Consider the following 16446-nt stretch of genomic DNA (forward strand, 5'->3'; position numbering starts at 1 on the left):
GCATAAATCGGGGGTCAGGCCTGCTCGGCCCAGTTCCGCAAGGCGGCCGTGCTCGCGAAGTCCGCGACGTTCTTGTCCACCGGATCGTCGGTGTACTGGTGGAAGAGCCACTTCGCCTTGATGCGGGGCTTGCCCGCGGTGACGTAGTCGGCGATCCAGAGACCGTCGCCGTCGTAGGCAGTCTTGTCGATGTTCAGCCAAAAGTTGCGGTTGCAGTAGAGGACGACCCTGTTGTTCGGCCGCAGCTCCTTCACCTTGCGTATGAACCGGTCCTTCTCCGCGTTGCTCGCGTGCGTGCCCTCGCCGGTCGTCTCCCAGTCCACCGCGAGAATCTCGCCCGCCCGCTCCGGCGCCTTGCTCACGAAGTACTCGGCCTGGGCGGTGAGGTTGCCGGGCCACAGGAAGTGGTAGTAGCCGACGACCAGGCCGGCGTCGCGGGCCCGCTTGGTCTGGGCGGCCAGCTTGGGGTTGGTGTAGGTGCGGCCCTCCGTCGCCTTGATGAAGACGAAGGAGAGGCCGTCCGTGTCGTAGGAGGAGGACTGGTACGAGCTGACGTCGATGCCGCGCAGCATGGGGGACTCCTCGAAGTGCCGTTGGGGGGAACAGGAGTTGGAGTACCCCGTACCTTAGGCACCAGGCGGGTTCAGCACTCGATGATGTTCACCGCGAGCCCGCCCCGGGCGGTCTCCTTGTACTTCACCGACATGTCCGCGCCGGTGTCCTTCATGGTCTTGATGACCTTGTCGAGGGACACCTTGTGCGAGCCGTCCCCGCGCATCGCCATGCGTGCCGCGGTGACCGCCTTGACCGCGGCCATGCCGTTGCGCTCGATGCAGGGGATCTGGACGAGGCCGCCGACCGGGTCGCAGGTGAGGCCCAGATTGTGCTCCATGCCGATCTCGGCGGCGTTCTCGACCTGCTCAGGGGAGCCACCGAGCACCTCCGCCAGCGCGCCCGCGGCCATCGAGCAGGCGGAGCCGACCTCGCCCTGGCAGCCGACCTCGGCGCCGGAGATGGAGGCGTTCTCCTTGAAGAGCATGCCGATCGCGCCCGCCGCGAGGAGGAAGCGCACGACCCCGTCCTCGTCGGCGCCCGGCACGAAGTTGATGTAGTAGTGCAGGACCGCCGGGATGATGCCCGCCGCGCCGTTCGTCGGGGCGGTGACGACCCGGCCGCCCGCGGCGTTCTCCTCGTTCACCGCCATCGCGTAGAGCGTGATCCACTCCATCGCGTGCGCCAACGGGTCGCCCTCGGCCCGCAGTTGGCGTGCCGTGACGGCGGCGCGGCGCTTGACCCGCAGCCCGCCCGGCAGGATGCCCTCGCGTGACATGCCCCGTGAGACGCACGCCTGCATGACCCGCCAGATCTCCAGCAGACCGGCGCGGATCTCGTCCTCGGTGCGCCAGGCGCGCTCGTTCTCCAGCATCAGCGAGGAGATCGACAGACCGGTCTCCTTCGTGAGGCGCAGGAGCTCGTCGCCGGTGCGGAAGGAGTACTTCAGGACCGTGTCGTCCAGCTTGATGCGGTCCTCACCCACCGCGTCCTCGTCCACGACGAAGCCGCCGCCGACCGAGTAGTACGTCTTGGACAGCAGCTCGGTGCCCGCCGCGTCGTACGCCCACAGCGTCATGCCGTTGGCGTGGTACGGGAGTGCCTTGCGCCGGTGCAGGATCAGGTCGTCGTCGAAGGAGAACGGGATCTCGTGCTCACCGAGCAGCTTCAGGAGCCCCGAGTCCTTGATCGCCGCGACCCGGTCGTCCGCCCCCTCCACGTCGACCGTGCGGGGGGACGCCCCCTCGAGTCCCAGCAGCACCGCCTTGGGGGTGCCGTGGCCATGACCGGTCGCGCCCAGGGAGCCGTAGAGCTCCGAGCGGACCGAGGCGACGGTGGGCAGCAGGCCCTCGTTGCGCAGTCGGCGGGCGAACATGCGGGCCGCACGCATCGGGCCGACCGTGTGCGAGCTCGACGGGCCGATGCCGATCGAGAACAGGTCGAAGACCGAGATGGCCACGGGAACTCCTTGCGAAAGGGTGGGGGCACACGTCATCGGGTGCCCCCACCAGGGAACTACTTGTTCAGGCCGGGGTACAGCGGGTGCTTGTCCGCCAGTGCCTTGACCCGGGCCTTGAGGTCCTCGACGTCGTACGAGGGCTTGAGTGCCGAGGCGATCACGTCGGCGACCTCGGTGAAGTCCTCGGCGGTGAAGCCGCGGGTGGCCAGGGCCGGGGTGCCGATCCGCAGACCCGAGGTCACCATCGGCGGGCGCGGGTCGTTGGGGACGGCGTTGCGGTTGACCGTGATCCCGACCTCGTGGAGGCGGTCCTCGGCCTGCTGCCCGTCCAGCTCGGAGTCACGCAGGTCCACCAGGATGAGGTGGACGTCGGTGCCGCCGGACAGCACGTTGACACCGGCCTCGCGGGCGTCCGGGGCCGTCAGACGCCCGGCGAGGATCCGCGCACCCTCCACCGTACGCGCCTGGCGCTCCTTGAACTCCGCGCTCGCGGCGACCTTGAACGACACCGCCTTCGCGGCGATCACATGCTCCAGCGGACCGCCCTGGAAGCCCGGGAAGACCGACGAGTTCAGCTTCTTCGCGAACGCCTGCTTCGCGAGGATGATGCCGCCGCGCGGCCCGCCCAGGGTCTTGTGGGTGGTGGAGGTGACCACGTCCGCGTGCTCGACCGGGTTGGGGTGCAGGCCGGCCGCGACCAGCCCGGCGAAGTGCGCCATGTCCACCCACAAGAACGCCTCGACCTCGTCGGCGATCCGGCGGAACTCGGCGAAGTCGAGTTGGCGGGGGTAGGCGGACCAGCCCGCGATGATGACCTTGGGGCGGTGTTCCTTGGCCAGGCGCTCGACCTCGGCCATGTCGACCAGGCCGGCCGCGTCGACGTGGTAGGCGACCACGTTGAACTGCTTGCCGGAGAAGTTCAGGCGCATGCCGTGGGTGAGGTGGCCGCCGTGCGCCAGGTCCAGGCCCAGGATGGTGTCGCCGGGGGAGGCCAGCGCGAACAGGGCGGCCTGGTTGGCGGAGGCGCCGGAGTGCGGCTGGACGTTGGCGTACTCGGCGCCGAAGAGGTCCTTGACGCGGTCGATGGCGATCTGCTCGGCGACGTCGACGTGCTCGCAGCCGCCGTAGTAGCGCCGGCCGGGGTAGCCCTCGGCGTACTTGTTGGTCAGGACCGAGCCCTGGGCCTCCATCACCGCCAGCGGCGCGAAGTTCTCGGAGGCGATCATCTCCAGGGTGGACTGCTGACGGTCCAGCTCGGCGTCGACCGCGGCCGCGATCTCCGGGTCGAGCTCATGCAGGGGCGTGTTCAGTGCGGACATCAGGTGCGGACTCCTCAGCCGGCGGAAAAGGCGGTGTACTCGTCGGCGGAGAGCAGGTCGGCCGGCTCCTCCGCGACGCGTACCTTGAACAGCCAGCCGCCCTCGAAGGGGGCGGAGTTCACCAGCGACGGGTCGTTGACGACGTCCTCGTTGACCTCGGTGATCTCACCGGAGACCGGCGAGTACAGGTCGGAGACCGACTTGGTCGACTCCAGCTCGCCGCAGGTCTCGCCCGCGGTCACCGTGTCACCGACCTCGGGAAGCTGCACGAAGACGACATCGCCGAGCGCGTTGGCCGCGTGCTCCGTGATGCCGACCGTCGAGACGCCGTCCTCGGCGCCCGACAGCCACTCGTGCTCCTTGCTGTAGCGCAGCTGCTGGGGGTTGCTCATGGCCTGAATTCTCCTGTACGCGGGTGATGGTGAATGCCGGGGACTGCTGGAAACGCGTGTGAGCAGCGCAAATGTGCGCAGGGTCACGCGCGGGCGCGCGACGCCTTGCGCTCAGTCTCTACTTCTGGCGCTTGTAGAAGGGCAGAGCCACGACCTCGTAGGGCTCATGGCTGCCCCGGATGTCCACACCGACGCCGGTGGTGCCGGGCGCGGCGTGCTCGGCGTCGACGTACGCCATGGCGATCGGCTTGCCCAGGGTGGGGGAGGGGGCGCCGGAGGTGACCTCGCCGATCACCTGGCCGTCGGCGACCACGGCGTACCCGGCGCGGGGGACCCGGCGGCCCTCGGCGATCAGGCCGACGAGAACGCGCGGAATGTCGTGGTTGAGGTTCTCCAGGGCCTCGCGCAGGGCCTGGCGGCCCACGAAGTCGCCCTCCTTCTCGAACTTCACCACGCGCCCGAGGCCCGCGTCGAAGGGGGTCAGGGAGGTCGACAGCTCATGCCCGTACAGCGGCATGCCCGCCTCCAGGCGCAGCGTGTCCCGGCAGGACAGGCCGCAGGGGATCAGGCCGACGCCCTCGCCCGCCTTGGTCAGGGCCTGCCACAGCTCGACCGCGTGCTCGGGCTTCACGAACAGTTCGAAGCCGTCCTCGCCGGTGTAGCCGGTGCGGGCGATCAGCGCGGGGACGCCCGCGACGGTGCCGGGCAGCCCGGCGTAGTACTTCAGGCCGTCGAGGTCGGCGTCGGTGAGGGACTTCAGGATCCCGGGGGACTCCGGGCCCTGGACGGCGAGCAGCGCGTACGCGTCCCGGTCGTCACGGACCTCGGCGTCGAAGCCGGCCGCGCGCTCCACGAGGGCGTCCAGGACGACCTGGGCGTTGGAGGCGTTGGCGACGACCATGTACTCGGTCTCCTGGAGCCGGTACACGATCAGGTCGTCGAGGATGCCGCCGTCCTCGCGACAGATCATGGTGTAGCGGGCACGGCCGACGCCGACGCTCGCGATGTTGCCCACGAGGGCGAAGTTCAGCAGCTGGGCGGCCTGCGGCCCGGTGACCGCGATCTCGCCCATGTGCGAGAGGTCGAAGAGCCCGGCCTTCGTGCGCACGGCGTTGTGCTCGTCGCGCTCGGAGCCGTAGCGCAGGGGCATGTCCCAGCCGGCGAAGTCGGTCATCGTCGCGCCGAGCGAGCGATGCAGGGCATCGAGCGCGGTCAGGCGGGGTTCATTGCTCATCGGACGGTTGTCTCCCAAGGCATGACGGGCGAGGTCGTTCCTCCCCATCTGTCATCGGAACCTGAGAGGTTCGCCATGACCGCAGGGGACATGACTTGCACCTTGGGTGGAGCTGCCGGAGGGCGGCTCGCTTTTCAGATGTGCCTCGCCCGCGCGGTAACGGGGCCTGAGAGATTCAAGGGAGGGACTTGCTCCTTCGGCGCCCGGGCACTCGTACGAGAACGTACGGCCCGGAACTCTCCCGCGCGGATTCAAACGGCCGGTATGCAGTTGGCGCGGACATCATTGCACGCATCCGTCCGGCACGGCAGGGGCGGCTCCCACCCGGCCCGCACGGACTCCCCGGCCACTCGCGGCACGCTGTAGCAGGCCTGTAGCGAGAAGAGGACGGAAACCGGAGGCGGCGCGGATTACCTTCTCTTTACACTCGACGGGGATGGGCACTCGTGACCCACCTCAGGGGAGGACGATCACGGTGAACAGGACCACTGCGTACGCCACCACCTCGGCCGTCGCGCTGCCCGCGCAGCCGGCCGTCCCGGCCCGCGAGACGTGCGCACCGCAGCCGGTCGTCCGCGACCTGCGCGAGCGCGCCGGCCACAGCCCGCACGCCCTGCTCTTCGCCCCGGCCGACCTGGTCGTGATCACCGGTCTGCCCGGCAGCGGCAAGTCCACCCTGATGAAGCGCGCGGTCAAGGGCATACGCGTCGACTCCCAGGACACCCGCGACCGCTGGGACGAGCGGGCGCCCCGCTTCCTGCCGTACGCGGTCTACCGCCCCCTCGTCCGGGCCGCCCACTACCTGGGCCTGTACCGCGCCCTGCGCTCGGGCAAGGGCGTCGTGGTGCACGACTGCGGTACCCAGTCCTGGGTGCGCGGCTGGCTGGCCCGCGAGGCCCGGCGCCGCGGCGGTGCCCTGCACCTGCTGCTGCTCGACGTCACACCGGGCACCGCGCTGGCCGGTCAGCGCGAGCGCGGCCGCGGGGTCTCCAGGTACGCGTTCCTGCGGCACCGTACGGCGGCCGCCCGGCTGATCGGCTCCGTGGCGAAGGGCGACCTGCCCCAGGGGGTCGGCTCCGCGGTGCTGCTCGACCGGGACGCGGCCGACACCCTGCGCCGTATCGGTTTCACGGGCTGACCCCGGCGGCCTGAGCACCCGCTAGCCTTTTCAGCCACAGGCAGCGGTTCTCGGCAGGCGGACGGACAGATGGCATTCCCGGCACAGGCACACCCCCATCCGCACGGCGGCGGCTGGCCCGGCAACGAGCTGGAGGAGGTGCTCTCGGCCTCCCTCGGCATGCCCGCGGCGGGCGGCCGGATCATCGAGGTCCTGGGCCGCAGCTTCGTCTGGATCCCCCTGCCCAACGGCGGCGGCCCGCACAGCGGCCCCCTGGACCTGCCCAGCATGCAGATCGAGGGCCAGGCCTACGTCCCGGTCTTCAGTTCCGAGGAGCAGTTCCGGCAGGTCGCCGGCGGGCACATGGCGTACACGATCGCGCCCGCGGTCGAGTTCGCCCGCGGTCTGCCCCCGCAGGTCGGCATCGCCGTGAACCCGGACGGCGTGGTCGGCGTCCCGCTCCCGCCGCCCGCGGTGGCCGAGCTCTGCCGCATCGGCCGCACCCCGCTGGACGGGCCCAACACCGGTGGCCGCGTCAAGCTCTACGAGCCCGACTGGCAGGACGACCCGGTCGACTTCCTCGCCACCGCCTCCGCCGAGTTCGCCGCGACGGGCGTGGTCCTGACGGCCCGCCGCTGCCTCGCCGCGATCGAGACGGCCGACCCGGTCATGTTCGTAGGGGTGGAGCTCTCCCAATGGGAAGGCGACTTGCGTACCCTCCCGATGGACGCCCTGGGCCGCGCCCTGGGCCGGACTCCGGCGCCCTGGCCGGTGAACCTGGTCCTGTTGGACGTGGCGGACGACCCGGTGGGCCACTGGATGAAAGAGAAGGTACGTCCGTTTTATCAGCAGGACTTCTAGACGCCCTCAGGGGCAGCCGCCTAGGGGCGCGGGGAACTGCGCGACCAGCCCCCACCTACCCGCACCCGGCGGACCACCGCAAGCCCCGAGCCGTCACCGCTTAAGCTGTCGGCAGACACCCGCATCTTTCCCGAAGGGCGATACAAGGTGAGCGCGAGCGGCACCGCGACCGGCACGGTCGAGCACATGCTGCGCCAGGTGACGCCGGGGCGCTACGACGCCTACGAGGCACTCCTCCGCGCCCTCGCCACCCCCTCCTCCGGCCAGGTGTGGATGCTCCTGTGGCACGGCCAGTCCGGCTCGCCGGACGCCCAGTACGGAAACATGGAGGTCGACGGCTACGGCTACGCCCCCTGTGTGACCTCGGCCCAGGAGCTGTCGGCCAGCGGCTGGAACCGCTCCTACGAGGTCGTCGACGGAGTCGACGTGGCCCGCACCCTCTACCCCGACCACTTCGGCCTCTGGCTCAACCCGCACGCCCCTGGTGGCGGCGTCGGCATCCCCTGGCTGGACCTGCGCCGCATCGCCACCGGCCTGGAGCGCCAGCCGGCCGGCCCGCTCCGGCTGTCGGAGCCGGGCATCGAGATCCCGCAGTTCTACGCCCTGATCGCGCACAACGCCCACCGCACCCCGGCCGTCCGCTCGCTGCGCCGGGCCTGGGTGCAGCCCGCGCTCGGGGCGCCGTACCTCGCCATCGGCCTGGATGTGTACGACACCAGCCCGCCCGCCGTGGACTCGGTGCGCGCGATGATGCAGCAGTCGATCGGCGCGGTCCCGGACGGGCTGCCGGTGTCGACCGTCGCCATGTCCGACGAGTACGACCCGGTCGCGATGTGGATGCGGGCCGGTGCCCGCCCCTTCTACGACCGCGAGGCTCACGCGGCCGCCCCCGCCCAGGCTCCCGCGGCCGGGTACGGCTACCCTCCGGCGCCCGGCGGCTACTGATCCGATCCCGGCACAGGCTCTTCTGTTACGGGAGTGTATCTGCGCGCGTAGATGAGGGCAGAAGGCCCCTATGAGGCCCTCAATGTCCAACTGGTCCCCGTCCGGCCGTCGTTACCCGCCGTCCGGATAACGGAACCCCCCTGCCCGCATCACGTTTACGCATCCTTTCCCCGCCAAGTCTGGCAACAGATCGCCAAAGCGTTGAAGACTCCCGCAGCAGGGGTGGGTTCGCCCCTGTGTACGACGGACTGATCACGCCGCTACAGCGGCAAGTGAGGGCCGGCTACCGCCGGTTGAGAGGGGCCCCTGCCAGATGACGGCACCATTGCACGAGCCGACCGCGGAAGCGGCCCCGAGCGCGGCCGAAGAAGCGGCGCTTGTCAGCGCCGACGCCAAGGCCGTACAGGGACGTTCCCTGGGGCGGATCGCCTGGGAGCGCCTGAAGCGGGACAAGCTTGCCCTCACGGGCGGAATCGTCGTGCTGCTCCTGATCGCGGTCGCGCTGCTCGCGCCGGTGATCACCAACCTGTACGGGCAGGACCCGAACACGTACAACGACAAGGACCTGATCGACCCGCTGTTCGGCACCCCCAAGGGGTCCTTCGGCGGCATCAGCGGCGACCACTGGCTGGGCGTCGAGCCGGTCAACGGCCGCGACATCTTCGCCCGTGTCCTGTACGGCGCCCGGATCTCCCTGCTCGTCGGCTTCCTGTCCGCGATCGTCGCCGTCGTCCTCGGCACGATCCTGGGCATCCTGGCCGGCTTCTTCGGCGGCTGGGTCGACTCGGCCATCAGCCGGGTCATGGACGGCCTGCTGGCCTTCCCGCAGCTGCTCTTCATCATCGCGCTGGTCTCCGTCATGCCGAACGAGATGCTGGGACTGACCGGCACGGGCGTGCGCCTGTTCGTGATGATCCTGGTCATCGGCTTCTTCGGCTGGCCCTACATCGGACGCGTGGTGCGCGGCCAGACGCTCTCGCTGAGGGAGCGCGAATACGTCGAGGCGGCCCGCTCGCTCGGCGCCGGACGGCTCTACATCCTGTTCAAGGAACTGCTGCCCAACCTGGTCGCGCCGATCATCGTCTACACGACGATGATGATCCCCACCAACATCCTCACCGAGGCGGCGCTCAGCTTCCTGGGCGTGGGCGTCAAGCCCCCCACGGCCTCCTGGGGGCAGATGCTCTCGAACGCGATCGACTACTACAAGTCGGACCCCACGTACATGGTGGTCCCCGGTGTAGCGATCTTCATCACCGTTCTTGCCTTCAACCTCTTCGGCGACGGCGTGCGAGACGCGCTGGACCCGAAGGGTTCCCGCTGAACTGCCGTACCCAAAGCGTCCCGTGGCACTGACACGGGGTCTCTCATCAAATTCGGAGGATCCGAGATCGTGACTACCCAACGCACCTCAGGGCGGCGGAAGCAGGCATTTGCCGCTGTCGCCGCGGTGGCCGCGCTGCTGACCACGGCGGCGTGCGGCGGCGGCGGTGACAGCGACGGCGACAAGGGCTCGACCACGGGCGCGGCCGGCTTCAACGCCGCGAACAACAAGGTCGCGCAGGCCTCGCTGGCCAAGAAGGGCGGCGAGCTGAAGTTCGCCGGTGCCCAGGACGCCGACTCGTGGGACACCACGCGTGGTTACTACGGCTTCATGTGGAACTTCGCGCGCTACTACAGCCGCCAGCTCGTGACGGGTGCCGCGGCCCCGGGCGAGAAGGGCACGGAGCTCACCCCGGACCTCGCCACCGGTCTCGCCAAGGTCACCGACGACGGCAAGACCTACACGTACACCCTGCGTGACGGCATCACGTGGGAGGACGGCAAGGAGATCACCTCCAAGGACGTCAAGTACGGCATCGAGCGCGTCTGGGCGCAGGACGTGCTGTCCGGCGGCCCGGTCTACCTGAAGGACGTCCTCGACCCCAAGGGCGAGTACAAGGGCCCGTACAAGGACACCTCCGCCGACAAGCTCGGCCTGAAGGCGATCGACACTCCGGACGACAAGACCATCGTCTTCCACCTGCCGGAGGCCAACGCCGACTTCGAGGAGATCCTCGCCCTGGTCTCGGCCTCCCCGGTCCGCCAGGACAAGGACACCAAGTCGAAGTACGGCCTGAAGCCGTTCTCCTCCGGCCCGTACAAGTTCCAGTCGTACAGCCCGGGCAAGGACCTGGTCCTGGTCCGCAACACCGAGTGGAAGCAGGCCTCGGACCCGATCCGCAAGGCCTACCCGGACAAGATCTCGGTCAAGTTCTTCTCGAACGCCAACGACCTGGACGCCCGTCTGCTCGCCGGTGACTACGACCTGGACATCAACCAGACCGGTCTGTCCCCGCAGGGCCGCACCAGCGCCCTCCAGGAGCACAAGGCCAACCTGGACAACCCGGTCTCCGGCTACATCCGGTACGCGGTCTTCCCGCAGACCGTGAAGCCGTTCGACAACGAGCACTGCCGCAAGGCCGTGATCTACGGCGCCGACCACGTCTCGCTCCAGACCGCGCGTGGTGGCCCGGTCGCCGGCGGTGACATCGGCACCAACATGCTGCCCCCGACCGTCCCCGGTTCCGAGGGCCAGAGCTACGACCCCTACGAGCTCGCCGGTGCCAACAAGAACGGCAACGTCGCCAAGGCCAAGGAAGAGCTGAAGGCCTGCGGTCAGCCGAACGGCTTCAAGACCACCATCGCCGTGCGTAACAACAAGCCGGTCGAGGTGGCCACCGCCGAGTCCCTCCAGGCCTCGCTGAAGAAGGTCGGCATCAACGTCGACATCGACCAGTACGACGGCTCGCAGACCTCCGGCATCATCGGTAGCCCCTCGAACGTGAAGAAGAAGGGCTACGGCATCATCATCATGGGCTGGGGCGCCGACTTCCCGTCGGTCCAGGGCTTCGGTCTTCCGCTGTGGGACGGCAAGTACATCCTCGAGAGCGGCAACAACAACTTCGCGATGATCGACGACAAGAAGATCAACGGCCTGTTCGACACGTACGTGAAGACGCAGGACGACGCGGGCAAGCTCTCGATCGCCAAGGACATCAACCACGCGGTGATGGACGGCGGCTACTACCTGCCGTTCGTCTTCGAGAAGTTCGTGAACTGGCGCGGTAACCGTCTGGCGAACGTCTACACGTCGGACAACTACAGCGGCATGTACGACTTCGTGAACCTCGGCCTGAAGTCCTCGAAGTAATCCCGGCACACCCGCCGAACGGCACGAAAGGCAGGTGAAGGCCGGCGACGCGTGATCGCGGGCCACCGGAAGACCTCCGGTGGCCCGCGGTCCGCGGCGGGCCGAGAGCTGTGCTCGCTTACCTCATCAGGCGGCTGTTCGCCGCCGCAGTGATGCTCGTGGTCATCATCATGGTGGTCTTCGGCATCTTCTTCCTCGTCCCCAAGTGGGCGGGCGTCGACGTCGCCCTGAGCTTCGTGGGCAAGCAGGCCGACCCCGCCGCCGTCGAGGGCGTGCGGCAGAAGCTGGGTCTGGGCGACCCGATCTACGCCCAGGTCTGGGAGTTCTTCAAGGGCATCTTCGCGGGCCGCACCTATGTGGGCGGTGGCGACACCGTGCACTGCGCCGCGCCGTGCTTCGGTTACTCCTTCCGCAGCGAGCAGGCCGTCTGGCCGGTGCTGACCGACCGCTTCCCGGTGACCCTGGGTCTCGCGCTCGGTGCCGCCGCGCTCTGGCTGATCCTCGGTGTCGCCGCCGGTGTGCTCTCCGCGCTCAAGCGGGGCAGCCTGTGGGACCGCAGCGCGATGGTCGTCGCCCTCTCGGGCGTCTCCCTCCCGATCTACTTCACCGGTCTGCTCAGCCTCGCGATCTTCTCCTACGGTCTGGGATGGATCGACGGCGAGTACGTGCCCCTCGAGGACAGCTTCTCCGGCTGGCTCGGCGGCATGATCCTGCCCTGGATCACCCTGGCGTTCCTCTACGCCGCGATGTACGCCCGGATCACCCGCGCCACCATGCTGGAGATCCTCGGCGAGGACTACATCCGCACGGCCCGCGCGAAGGGCCTCAAGGAACAGGTCGTCATCGGCAAGCACGCCATGCGCTCCACGATGACCCCGATCCTGACCATGCTCGGCATGGACCTCGGCGCCCTCATCGGCGGCGCGATCCTGACCGAGACCACGTTCAGCCTCCCCGGCCTCGGCCAGGCCGTGCTGAACGGCATCAAGAACCAGGACCTGCCCATCATCCTGGGCGTCACCCTGATCACCTCCGTCGCTGTGCTGATCGCCAACCTCGTGGTGGACGTCCTGTACGCCGTGATCGACCCCCGAGTGAGGCTCGCATGACCGAACTCAGCAAGAGCGGAGCGGCCGTGGGCGAGCCCACCCCCGCCTCGCCGACGCCGACCGCCTTTCTGGAAGTGCGCGACCTGAAGGTGCACTTCCCGACCGACGACGGTCTGGTCAAGTCCGTCGACGGGCTCAGCTTCCAGCTGGAGAAGGGCAAGACCCTCGGCATCGTGGGCGAGTCCGGCTCCGGCAAGTCGGTGACCTCGCTCGGCATCATGGGCCTGCACACCGCAGGGCAGTACGGCAAGCGCAAGGCGCAGATCTCCGGCGAGATCTGGCTGGACGGCACCGAGCTGCTCTCCGCCGACCCCGACCACGTGCGCAAGCTGCGTGGCCGTGAGATGGCGATGATCTTCCAGGACCCGCTGTCCGCGCTGCACCCGTACTACACGATCGGGCAGCAGATCGTGGAGGCGTACCGCATCCACCACAACGTGGACAAGAAGACCGCCAAGCGCCGCGCGGTGGAGATGCTCGACCGGGTCGGCATCCCGCAGCCGGACAAGCGGGTGGACAGCTACCCGCACGAGTTCTCCGGCGGTATGCGCCAGCGCGCGATGATCGCGATGTCGCTGGTCAACAACCCCGAACTGCTGATCGCGGACGAGCCGACGACCGCCCTGGACGTGACCGTCCAGGCGCAGATCCTCGACCTGATCCGCGACCTTCAGAAGGAGTTCGGCTCCGCGGTCATCGTCATCACCCACGACCTGGGCGTCGTCGCCGAGCTCGCCGACGACATCCTGGTGATGTACGGCGGCCGCTGCGTGGAGCGCGGTCCGGCGGAGAAGGTGTTCTACGAGCCCCGGCACCCCTACACGTGGGGTCTGCTCGGCTCGATGCCGCGCCTGGACCGCGACCAGCAGGAGCGCCTGATCCCGGTGAAGGGCTCCCCGCCCTCGCTGATCAACATCCCGTCCGGCTGCGCCTTCAACCCGCGCTGCCCGTACGCGGACGTCCCCAAGGACAACGTCACCCGCACGGTCCGTCCCGACCTGACCGAGGTCGGCAGCCAGCACTGGGCCGCCTGCCACATGACCCAGGAGCAGCGGGAGCGTATCTGGACCGAAGAGATTGCGCCGAAGCTGTGAGCGAGGACAAAGTGAGCATCCCTGCGCAGAGCGAAGGCACGGTGATCACCAAGGGCGACGCCGCCCCCGGTGAGACCCTGCTGAAGGTGACCGGGCTCCAGAAGCACTTCCCGATCCGCAAGGGCCTGCTCCAGCGGCAGGTCGGCGCGGTGCGCGCGGTCGACGGCATCGACTTCGAGGTCAAGTCCGGCGAGACCCTCGGTGTCGTGGGCGAGTCGGGCTGCGGCAAGTCGACGATGGGCCGGCTGATCACCCGGCTGCTGGAGCCGACCGCGGGCAAGGTCGAGTTCGAGGGCCAGGACATCACGCACCTCGGGGTGGGCGGTATGCGTCCGCTGCGCCGCGATGTACAGATGATCTTCCAGGACCCGTACTCGTCGCTGAACCCGCGCCACACCATCGGCACGATCATCGGCGCCCCCTTCAAGCTCCAGGGCGTCACGCCCGAGGGCGGCATCAAGGCCGAGGTCCAGCGGCTCCTGTCGGTGGTCGGTCTCAACCCCGAGCACTACAACCGCTACCCGCACGAGTTCTCCGGCGGTCAGCGTCAGCGCATCGGCATCGCCCGCGCGCTCGCGCTCAACCCGAAGCTCGTGGTGGCGGACGAGCCGGTCTCCGCGCTGGACGTGTCGATCCAGGCCCAGGTCGTGAACCTGCTGGACGACCTCCAGCAGGAGCTCGGACTGACGTACGTGATCATCGCGCACGACCTCTCGGTCGTCCGGCACGTCTCGGACCGGATCGCGGTGATGTACCTCGGCAAGATCGTCGAGCTGGCGGACCGCGAGTCGCTCTACAAGGCGCCGATGCACCCGTACACCAAGGCGCTCATGTCGGCGGTGCCGATCCCGGACCCGCGGCGCAAGAACGCCAAGAGCGAGCGCATCCTGCTCAAGGGTGACGTGCCCTCGCCGATCTCCCCGCCGAGCGGCTGCCGCTTCCACACCCGGTGCTGGAAGGCGACGCAGATCTGCACGACGACCGAGCCGAAGCTCGTCGAGCTGAAGCCCGGCCAGCAGGTCGCCTGCCACCACCCGGAGAACTTCGAGGACCAGGCTCCGCAGGACACCGTCCTGCTGACCGTCGCCAAGGAGGCGGCCGAGCTGGTCGCCGACGAGGTGCTCGCGGAGTCGGCCGAGACGTCGGCCGCGGTGGCCGCGGAGGTCGCCGAGATTGCCGCCGAGGAGACGGAAGAGCCCGAGGCTCCCTCCAAGGAGAAGTAAGTAGTCCTGTCAGCGAGCCCCCGCCTTCATTTGTAAGGCGGGGGCTCACTGCTGGGTGAGAATGTTCGGGTGTTCCAGAACCTGTTCAGCCCCTCCGTGCAGCACACGCTCGATCTGATCGGCATCTTCGTCTTCGCCATCTCCGGCGCGCTGCTGGCCGTCCGCAAGAACTTCGACGTCTTCGGCATCGCCGTCCTCGCCGAGGTCACGGCGCTGGGCGGTGGACTCTTCCGGGACCTGATCATCGGCGCCGTACCGCCCGCCGCCTTCACCGACCTCGGGTACTTCATCACCCCGCTGCTCGCCGCCGCCCTGGTCTTCTTCCTGCACCCGCAGGTGGAGCGCATCCAGCTCGGCGTGAACGTCTTCGACGCGGCCGGCCTCGGCCTCTTCTGCGTCACCGGGACGACGAAGGCGTACGACTACGGGCTCGGCCTCACCCAGTCCGCCACCCTCGGTCTCGCCACCGCGGTCGGCGGCGGTGTGCTCAGGGACGTGCTCGCCAACGAGGTGCCGTCGCTGCTGCGCTGGGACCGCGACCTGTACGCGGTCCCGGCGATCGTCGGCGCCACCATGGTCGTGCTCTGCATCCGCTACGACGTCCTCACCCCGGTCACCAGCACAGCCGCGGTCGTCACCGCCTTCGCACTGCGGCTGCTGGCGATGAAGTACCACTGGCGAGCTCCGCGGGCCTGGAACCGGCGCTCGACCGTGCGCGAGGAGTGACGCCCGTCCGCTGGACGCCGAGGCCCAACTCCTCGGTCAGCCAGCGGAAGGCGGGCACCACCTGCGGCCGCCACAGCGCCATGGTGTGCCCGCCTGCGCTCAGCGGGATGTACACCACGTGCACGGTCGTCGGTGCCTTCGCCGTCTGTGCCAGGGCGACGCCGGCCTCGTAGCCGTCGTGCGGCTGACCGGAGACGTAGAGCGCGATCCGGGGCGGGGTGCGGGCCTCCCGGAGCAGCAGATAGGGGTTGTTGGCCGCGCGCAGCCGGAGGTTCTGGGCGGCGAGCGAGGCGCGTTCGCCGATCGGGTCGTTGTAGCCGGACATGCTGACCGCGGCCCGGTAGCGGTCGGGGTGGGCGACGGCGAGCTTGGCCGCGCAGTGCGCGCCCGCCGAGTACCCGGCGACCGACCAGCCGGAGGGCGCGGGCTGGGCCCGGAAGTTGTCCATGACCATCTTCGGTACGTCGACGCTGAGCCAGCTGTCGGCGTTCACCGTGCCCGGGATGTTGGCGCAGCCGGTGTCCACGCCGGCCAGCAGGTTGGTGCGCGGCGCGACCAGGATGAACGGGGCGACGCGGCCCTCGCGCATCAGCGGCGCGAGCTGGGCGGTGGCGTGCAGCGAGCCGAACCAGGCCTTCGCCGAGCCGGGATAGCCCGGCAGCAGCTCCACGACCGGGAACCGGTGATGCCGGTAGGCGGGGGAGCGGTACTGCGGTGGCAGCCACACATAGACCTCGGCGTTCACCCCCGAGATCCGGCCCTTGAGCTGGGTGACCCGGACCCCGCGCAGGCCCGGACCGCCGGCCTCGGTGAAGGTCTGGCGGACCTTGGGCAGGCGTTTCAGCGCGATGCCGCCGGTGCCGTTCGCGCCGAGGTCGGCGGCCTGTTCGACGTGGTTGCCGGTGCCGAGCAGGTCGGACCAGTTGTCGTAGAGGCTGTTGGAGTTGTTGACCAGTACGAAGACCAGGGCGACGGCGGTGCCCTGCGCGAACAGCAGCATCAGCACCCGGCCCGCGGCACGCAGCGCCCTGGGCCCGCGCAGCCGTGACCACAGCGCGAGCGGCAGGGCGAGGGCGACCACGGCCAGCGCGATCAGGGTGTAGAGGAACGACGTCCCGGTGAGGCTCATGTCCCTGGAGAGGGCGGGCAGGGGCCGCTGGTTTACGGACGAGTGCGGACACTTACCGAGAAATTGCCCTGGTCTCACCTGGGGTGGCACCGG

At 69.2% G+C, this 16446-nt stretch carries 15 protein-coding genes and 2 riboswitches; of the genes, 9 read left to right on the forward strand and 6 right to left on the reverse strand.

All coding sequences use genetic code 11. The annotated features are described in order from the left end of the window. Positions 1-14: 14 nt before the first annotated feature. The 5 genes from ABKA17_RS04525 to gcvT all read right to left on the reverse strand — a co-directional run bounded on the left by ABKA17_RS04525 (position 15) and on the right by gcvT (position 4956). Entirely contained in the window at positions 15-572 is a 558-nt protein-coding gene (locus tag ABKA17_RS04525) for a glycoside hydrolase family 25 protein (RefSeq protein WP_353690498.1), read from the reverse strand. Between the two features lie 71 nt (positions 573-643). After that, positions 644-2011, reverse strand: coding sequence for an L-serine ammonia-lyase (locus ABKA17_RS04530; protein WP_353690499.1), 1368 nt, complete (start codon positions 2009-2011; stop codon positions 644-646). Positions 2012-2067: 56 nt separating this feature from the next. Next, entirely contained in the window at positions 2068-3330 is a 1263-nt protein-coding gene (glyA, locus tag ABKA17_RS04535) for a serine hydroxymethyltransferase (RefSeq protein WP_353690500.1), read from the reverse strand. A 14-nt stretch (positions 3331-3344) separates the two neighbouring features. Beyond that, positions 3345-3722, reverse strand: a complete 378-nt coding sequence (gcvH, locus tag ABKA17_RS04540; RefSeq protein ID WP_353690501.1) for a glycine cleavage system protein GcvH — start codon at positions 3720-3722, stop codon at positions 3345-3347. 118 nt (positions 3723-3840) lie between these two features. Next, on the reverse strand, positions 3841-4956 hold the full coding sequence (gcvT, locus tag ABKA17_RS04545; RefSeq protein WP_353690502.1) for a glycine cleavage system aminomethyltransferase GcvT: 1116 nt from the start codon (positions 4954-4956) through the stop codon (positions 3841-3843). Between the two features lie 38 nt (positions 4957-4994). Next, a riboswitch (glycine riboswitch) is annotated at positions 4995-5100 on the reverse strand. Beyond that, a riboswitch (glycine riboswitch) is annotated at positions 5101-5210 on the reverse strand. 215 nt (positions 5211-5425) lie between these two features. Between gcvT and ABKA17_RS04550 the strand changes: the two genes are divergently transcribed. From ABKA17_RS04550 to ABKA17_RS04590, 9 genes are all read left to right on the forward strand, one after another. Continuing rightward, a complete protein-coding gene (locus tag ABKA17_RS04550; protein WP_353690773.1) occupies positions 5426-6094 on the forward strand; it encodes an AAA family ATPase in 669 nt (222 codons plus the stop codon). Between the two features lie 69 nt (positions 6095-6163). Beyond that, positions 6164-6934 carry an enhanced serine sensitivity protein SseB gene (locus ABKA17_RS04555; RefSeq protein WP_353690503.1) on the forward strand — a complete coding sequence of 257 codons (771 nt, stop codon included), beginning with the start codon at positions 6164-6166 and terminating at the stop codon, positions 6932-6934. A 147-nt stretch (positions 6935-7081) separates the two neighbouring features. Beyond that, positions 7082-7879, forward strand: a complete 798-nt coding sequence (locus tag ABKA17_RS04560; protein ID WP_353690504.1) for an enhanced serine sensitivity protein SseB C-terminal domain-containing protein — start codon at positions 7082-7084, stop codon at positions 7877-7879. A 313-nt stretch (positions 7880-8192) separates the two neighbouring features. Then, complete coding sequence (locus tag ABKA17_RS04565; protein WP_353690505.1) at positions 8193-9203, forward strand: ABC transporter permease; 1011 nt, start codon at positions 8193-8195, stop codon at positions 9201-9203. A 69-nt stretch (positions 9204-9272) separates the two neighbouring features. Continuing rightward, entirely contained in the window at positions 9273-11072 is a 1800-nt protein-coding gene (locus ABKA17_RS04570; RefSeq protein WP_353690506.1) for an ABC transporter substrate-binding protein, read from the forward strand. A gap of 110 nt (positions 11073-11182) precedes the next feature. Further along, the gene (locus ABKA17_RS04575; RefSeq protein ID WP_353690507.1) at positions 11183-12181 is read left to right on the forward strand and encodes an ABC transporter permease; all 999 of its coding nucleotides are present in this window, start codon (positions 11183-11185) and stop codon (positions 12179-12181) included. Next, positions 12178-13275, forward strand: coding sequence for an ABC transporter ATP-binding protein (locus ABKA17_RS04580; protein WP_353690508.1), 1098 nt, complete (start codon positions 12178-12180; stop codon positions 13273-13275). The genes ABKA17_RS04575 and ABKA17_RS04580 overlap by 4 nt, the downstream gene beginning before the upstream one ends. A gap of 11 nt (positions 13276-13286) precedes the next feature. Next, the gene (locus ABKA17_RS04585; protein ID WP_353690509.1) at positions 13287-14498 is read left to right on the forward strand and encodes an ABC transporter ATP-binding protein; all 1212 of its coding nucleotides are present in this window, start codon (positions 13287-13289) and stop codon (positions 14496-14498) included. A 69-nt stretch (positions 14499-14567) separates the two neighbouring features. Continuing rightward, complete coding sequence (locus tag ABKA17_RS04590) at positions 14568-15224, forward strand: trimeric intracellular cation channel family protein (protein WP_353690510.1); 657 nt, start codon at positions 14568-14570, stop codon at positions 15222-15224. Here the strand turns inward: ABKA17_RS04590 and ABKA17_RS04595 are convergent. Next, positions 15133-16353 carry an alpha/beta hydrolase gene (locus ABKA17_RS04595; protein WP_353690511.1) on the reverse strand — a complete coding sequence of 407 codons (1221 nt, stop codon included), beginning with the start codon at positions 16351-16353 and terminating at the stop codon, positions 15133-15135. The genes ABKA17_RS04590 and ABKA17_RS04595 overlap by 92 nt on opposite strands. Positions 16354-16446: the final 93 nt, after the last annotated feature.

Source organism: Streptomyces sp. RG80, from assembly GCF_040446465.1.
Taxonomy (GTDB): Bacteria; Actinomycetota; Actinomycetes; order Streptomycetales; family Streptomycetaceae; genus Streptomyces.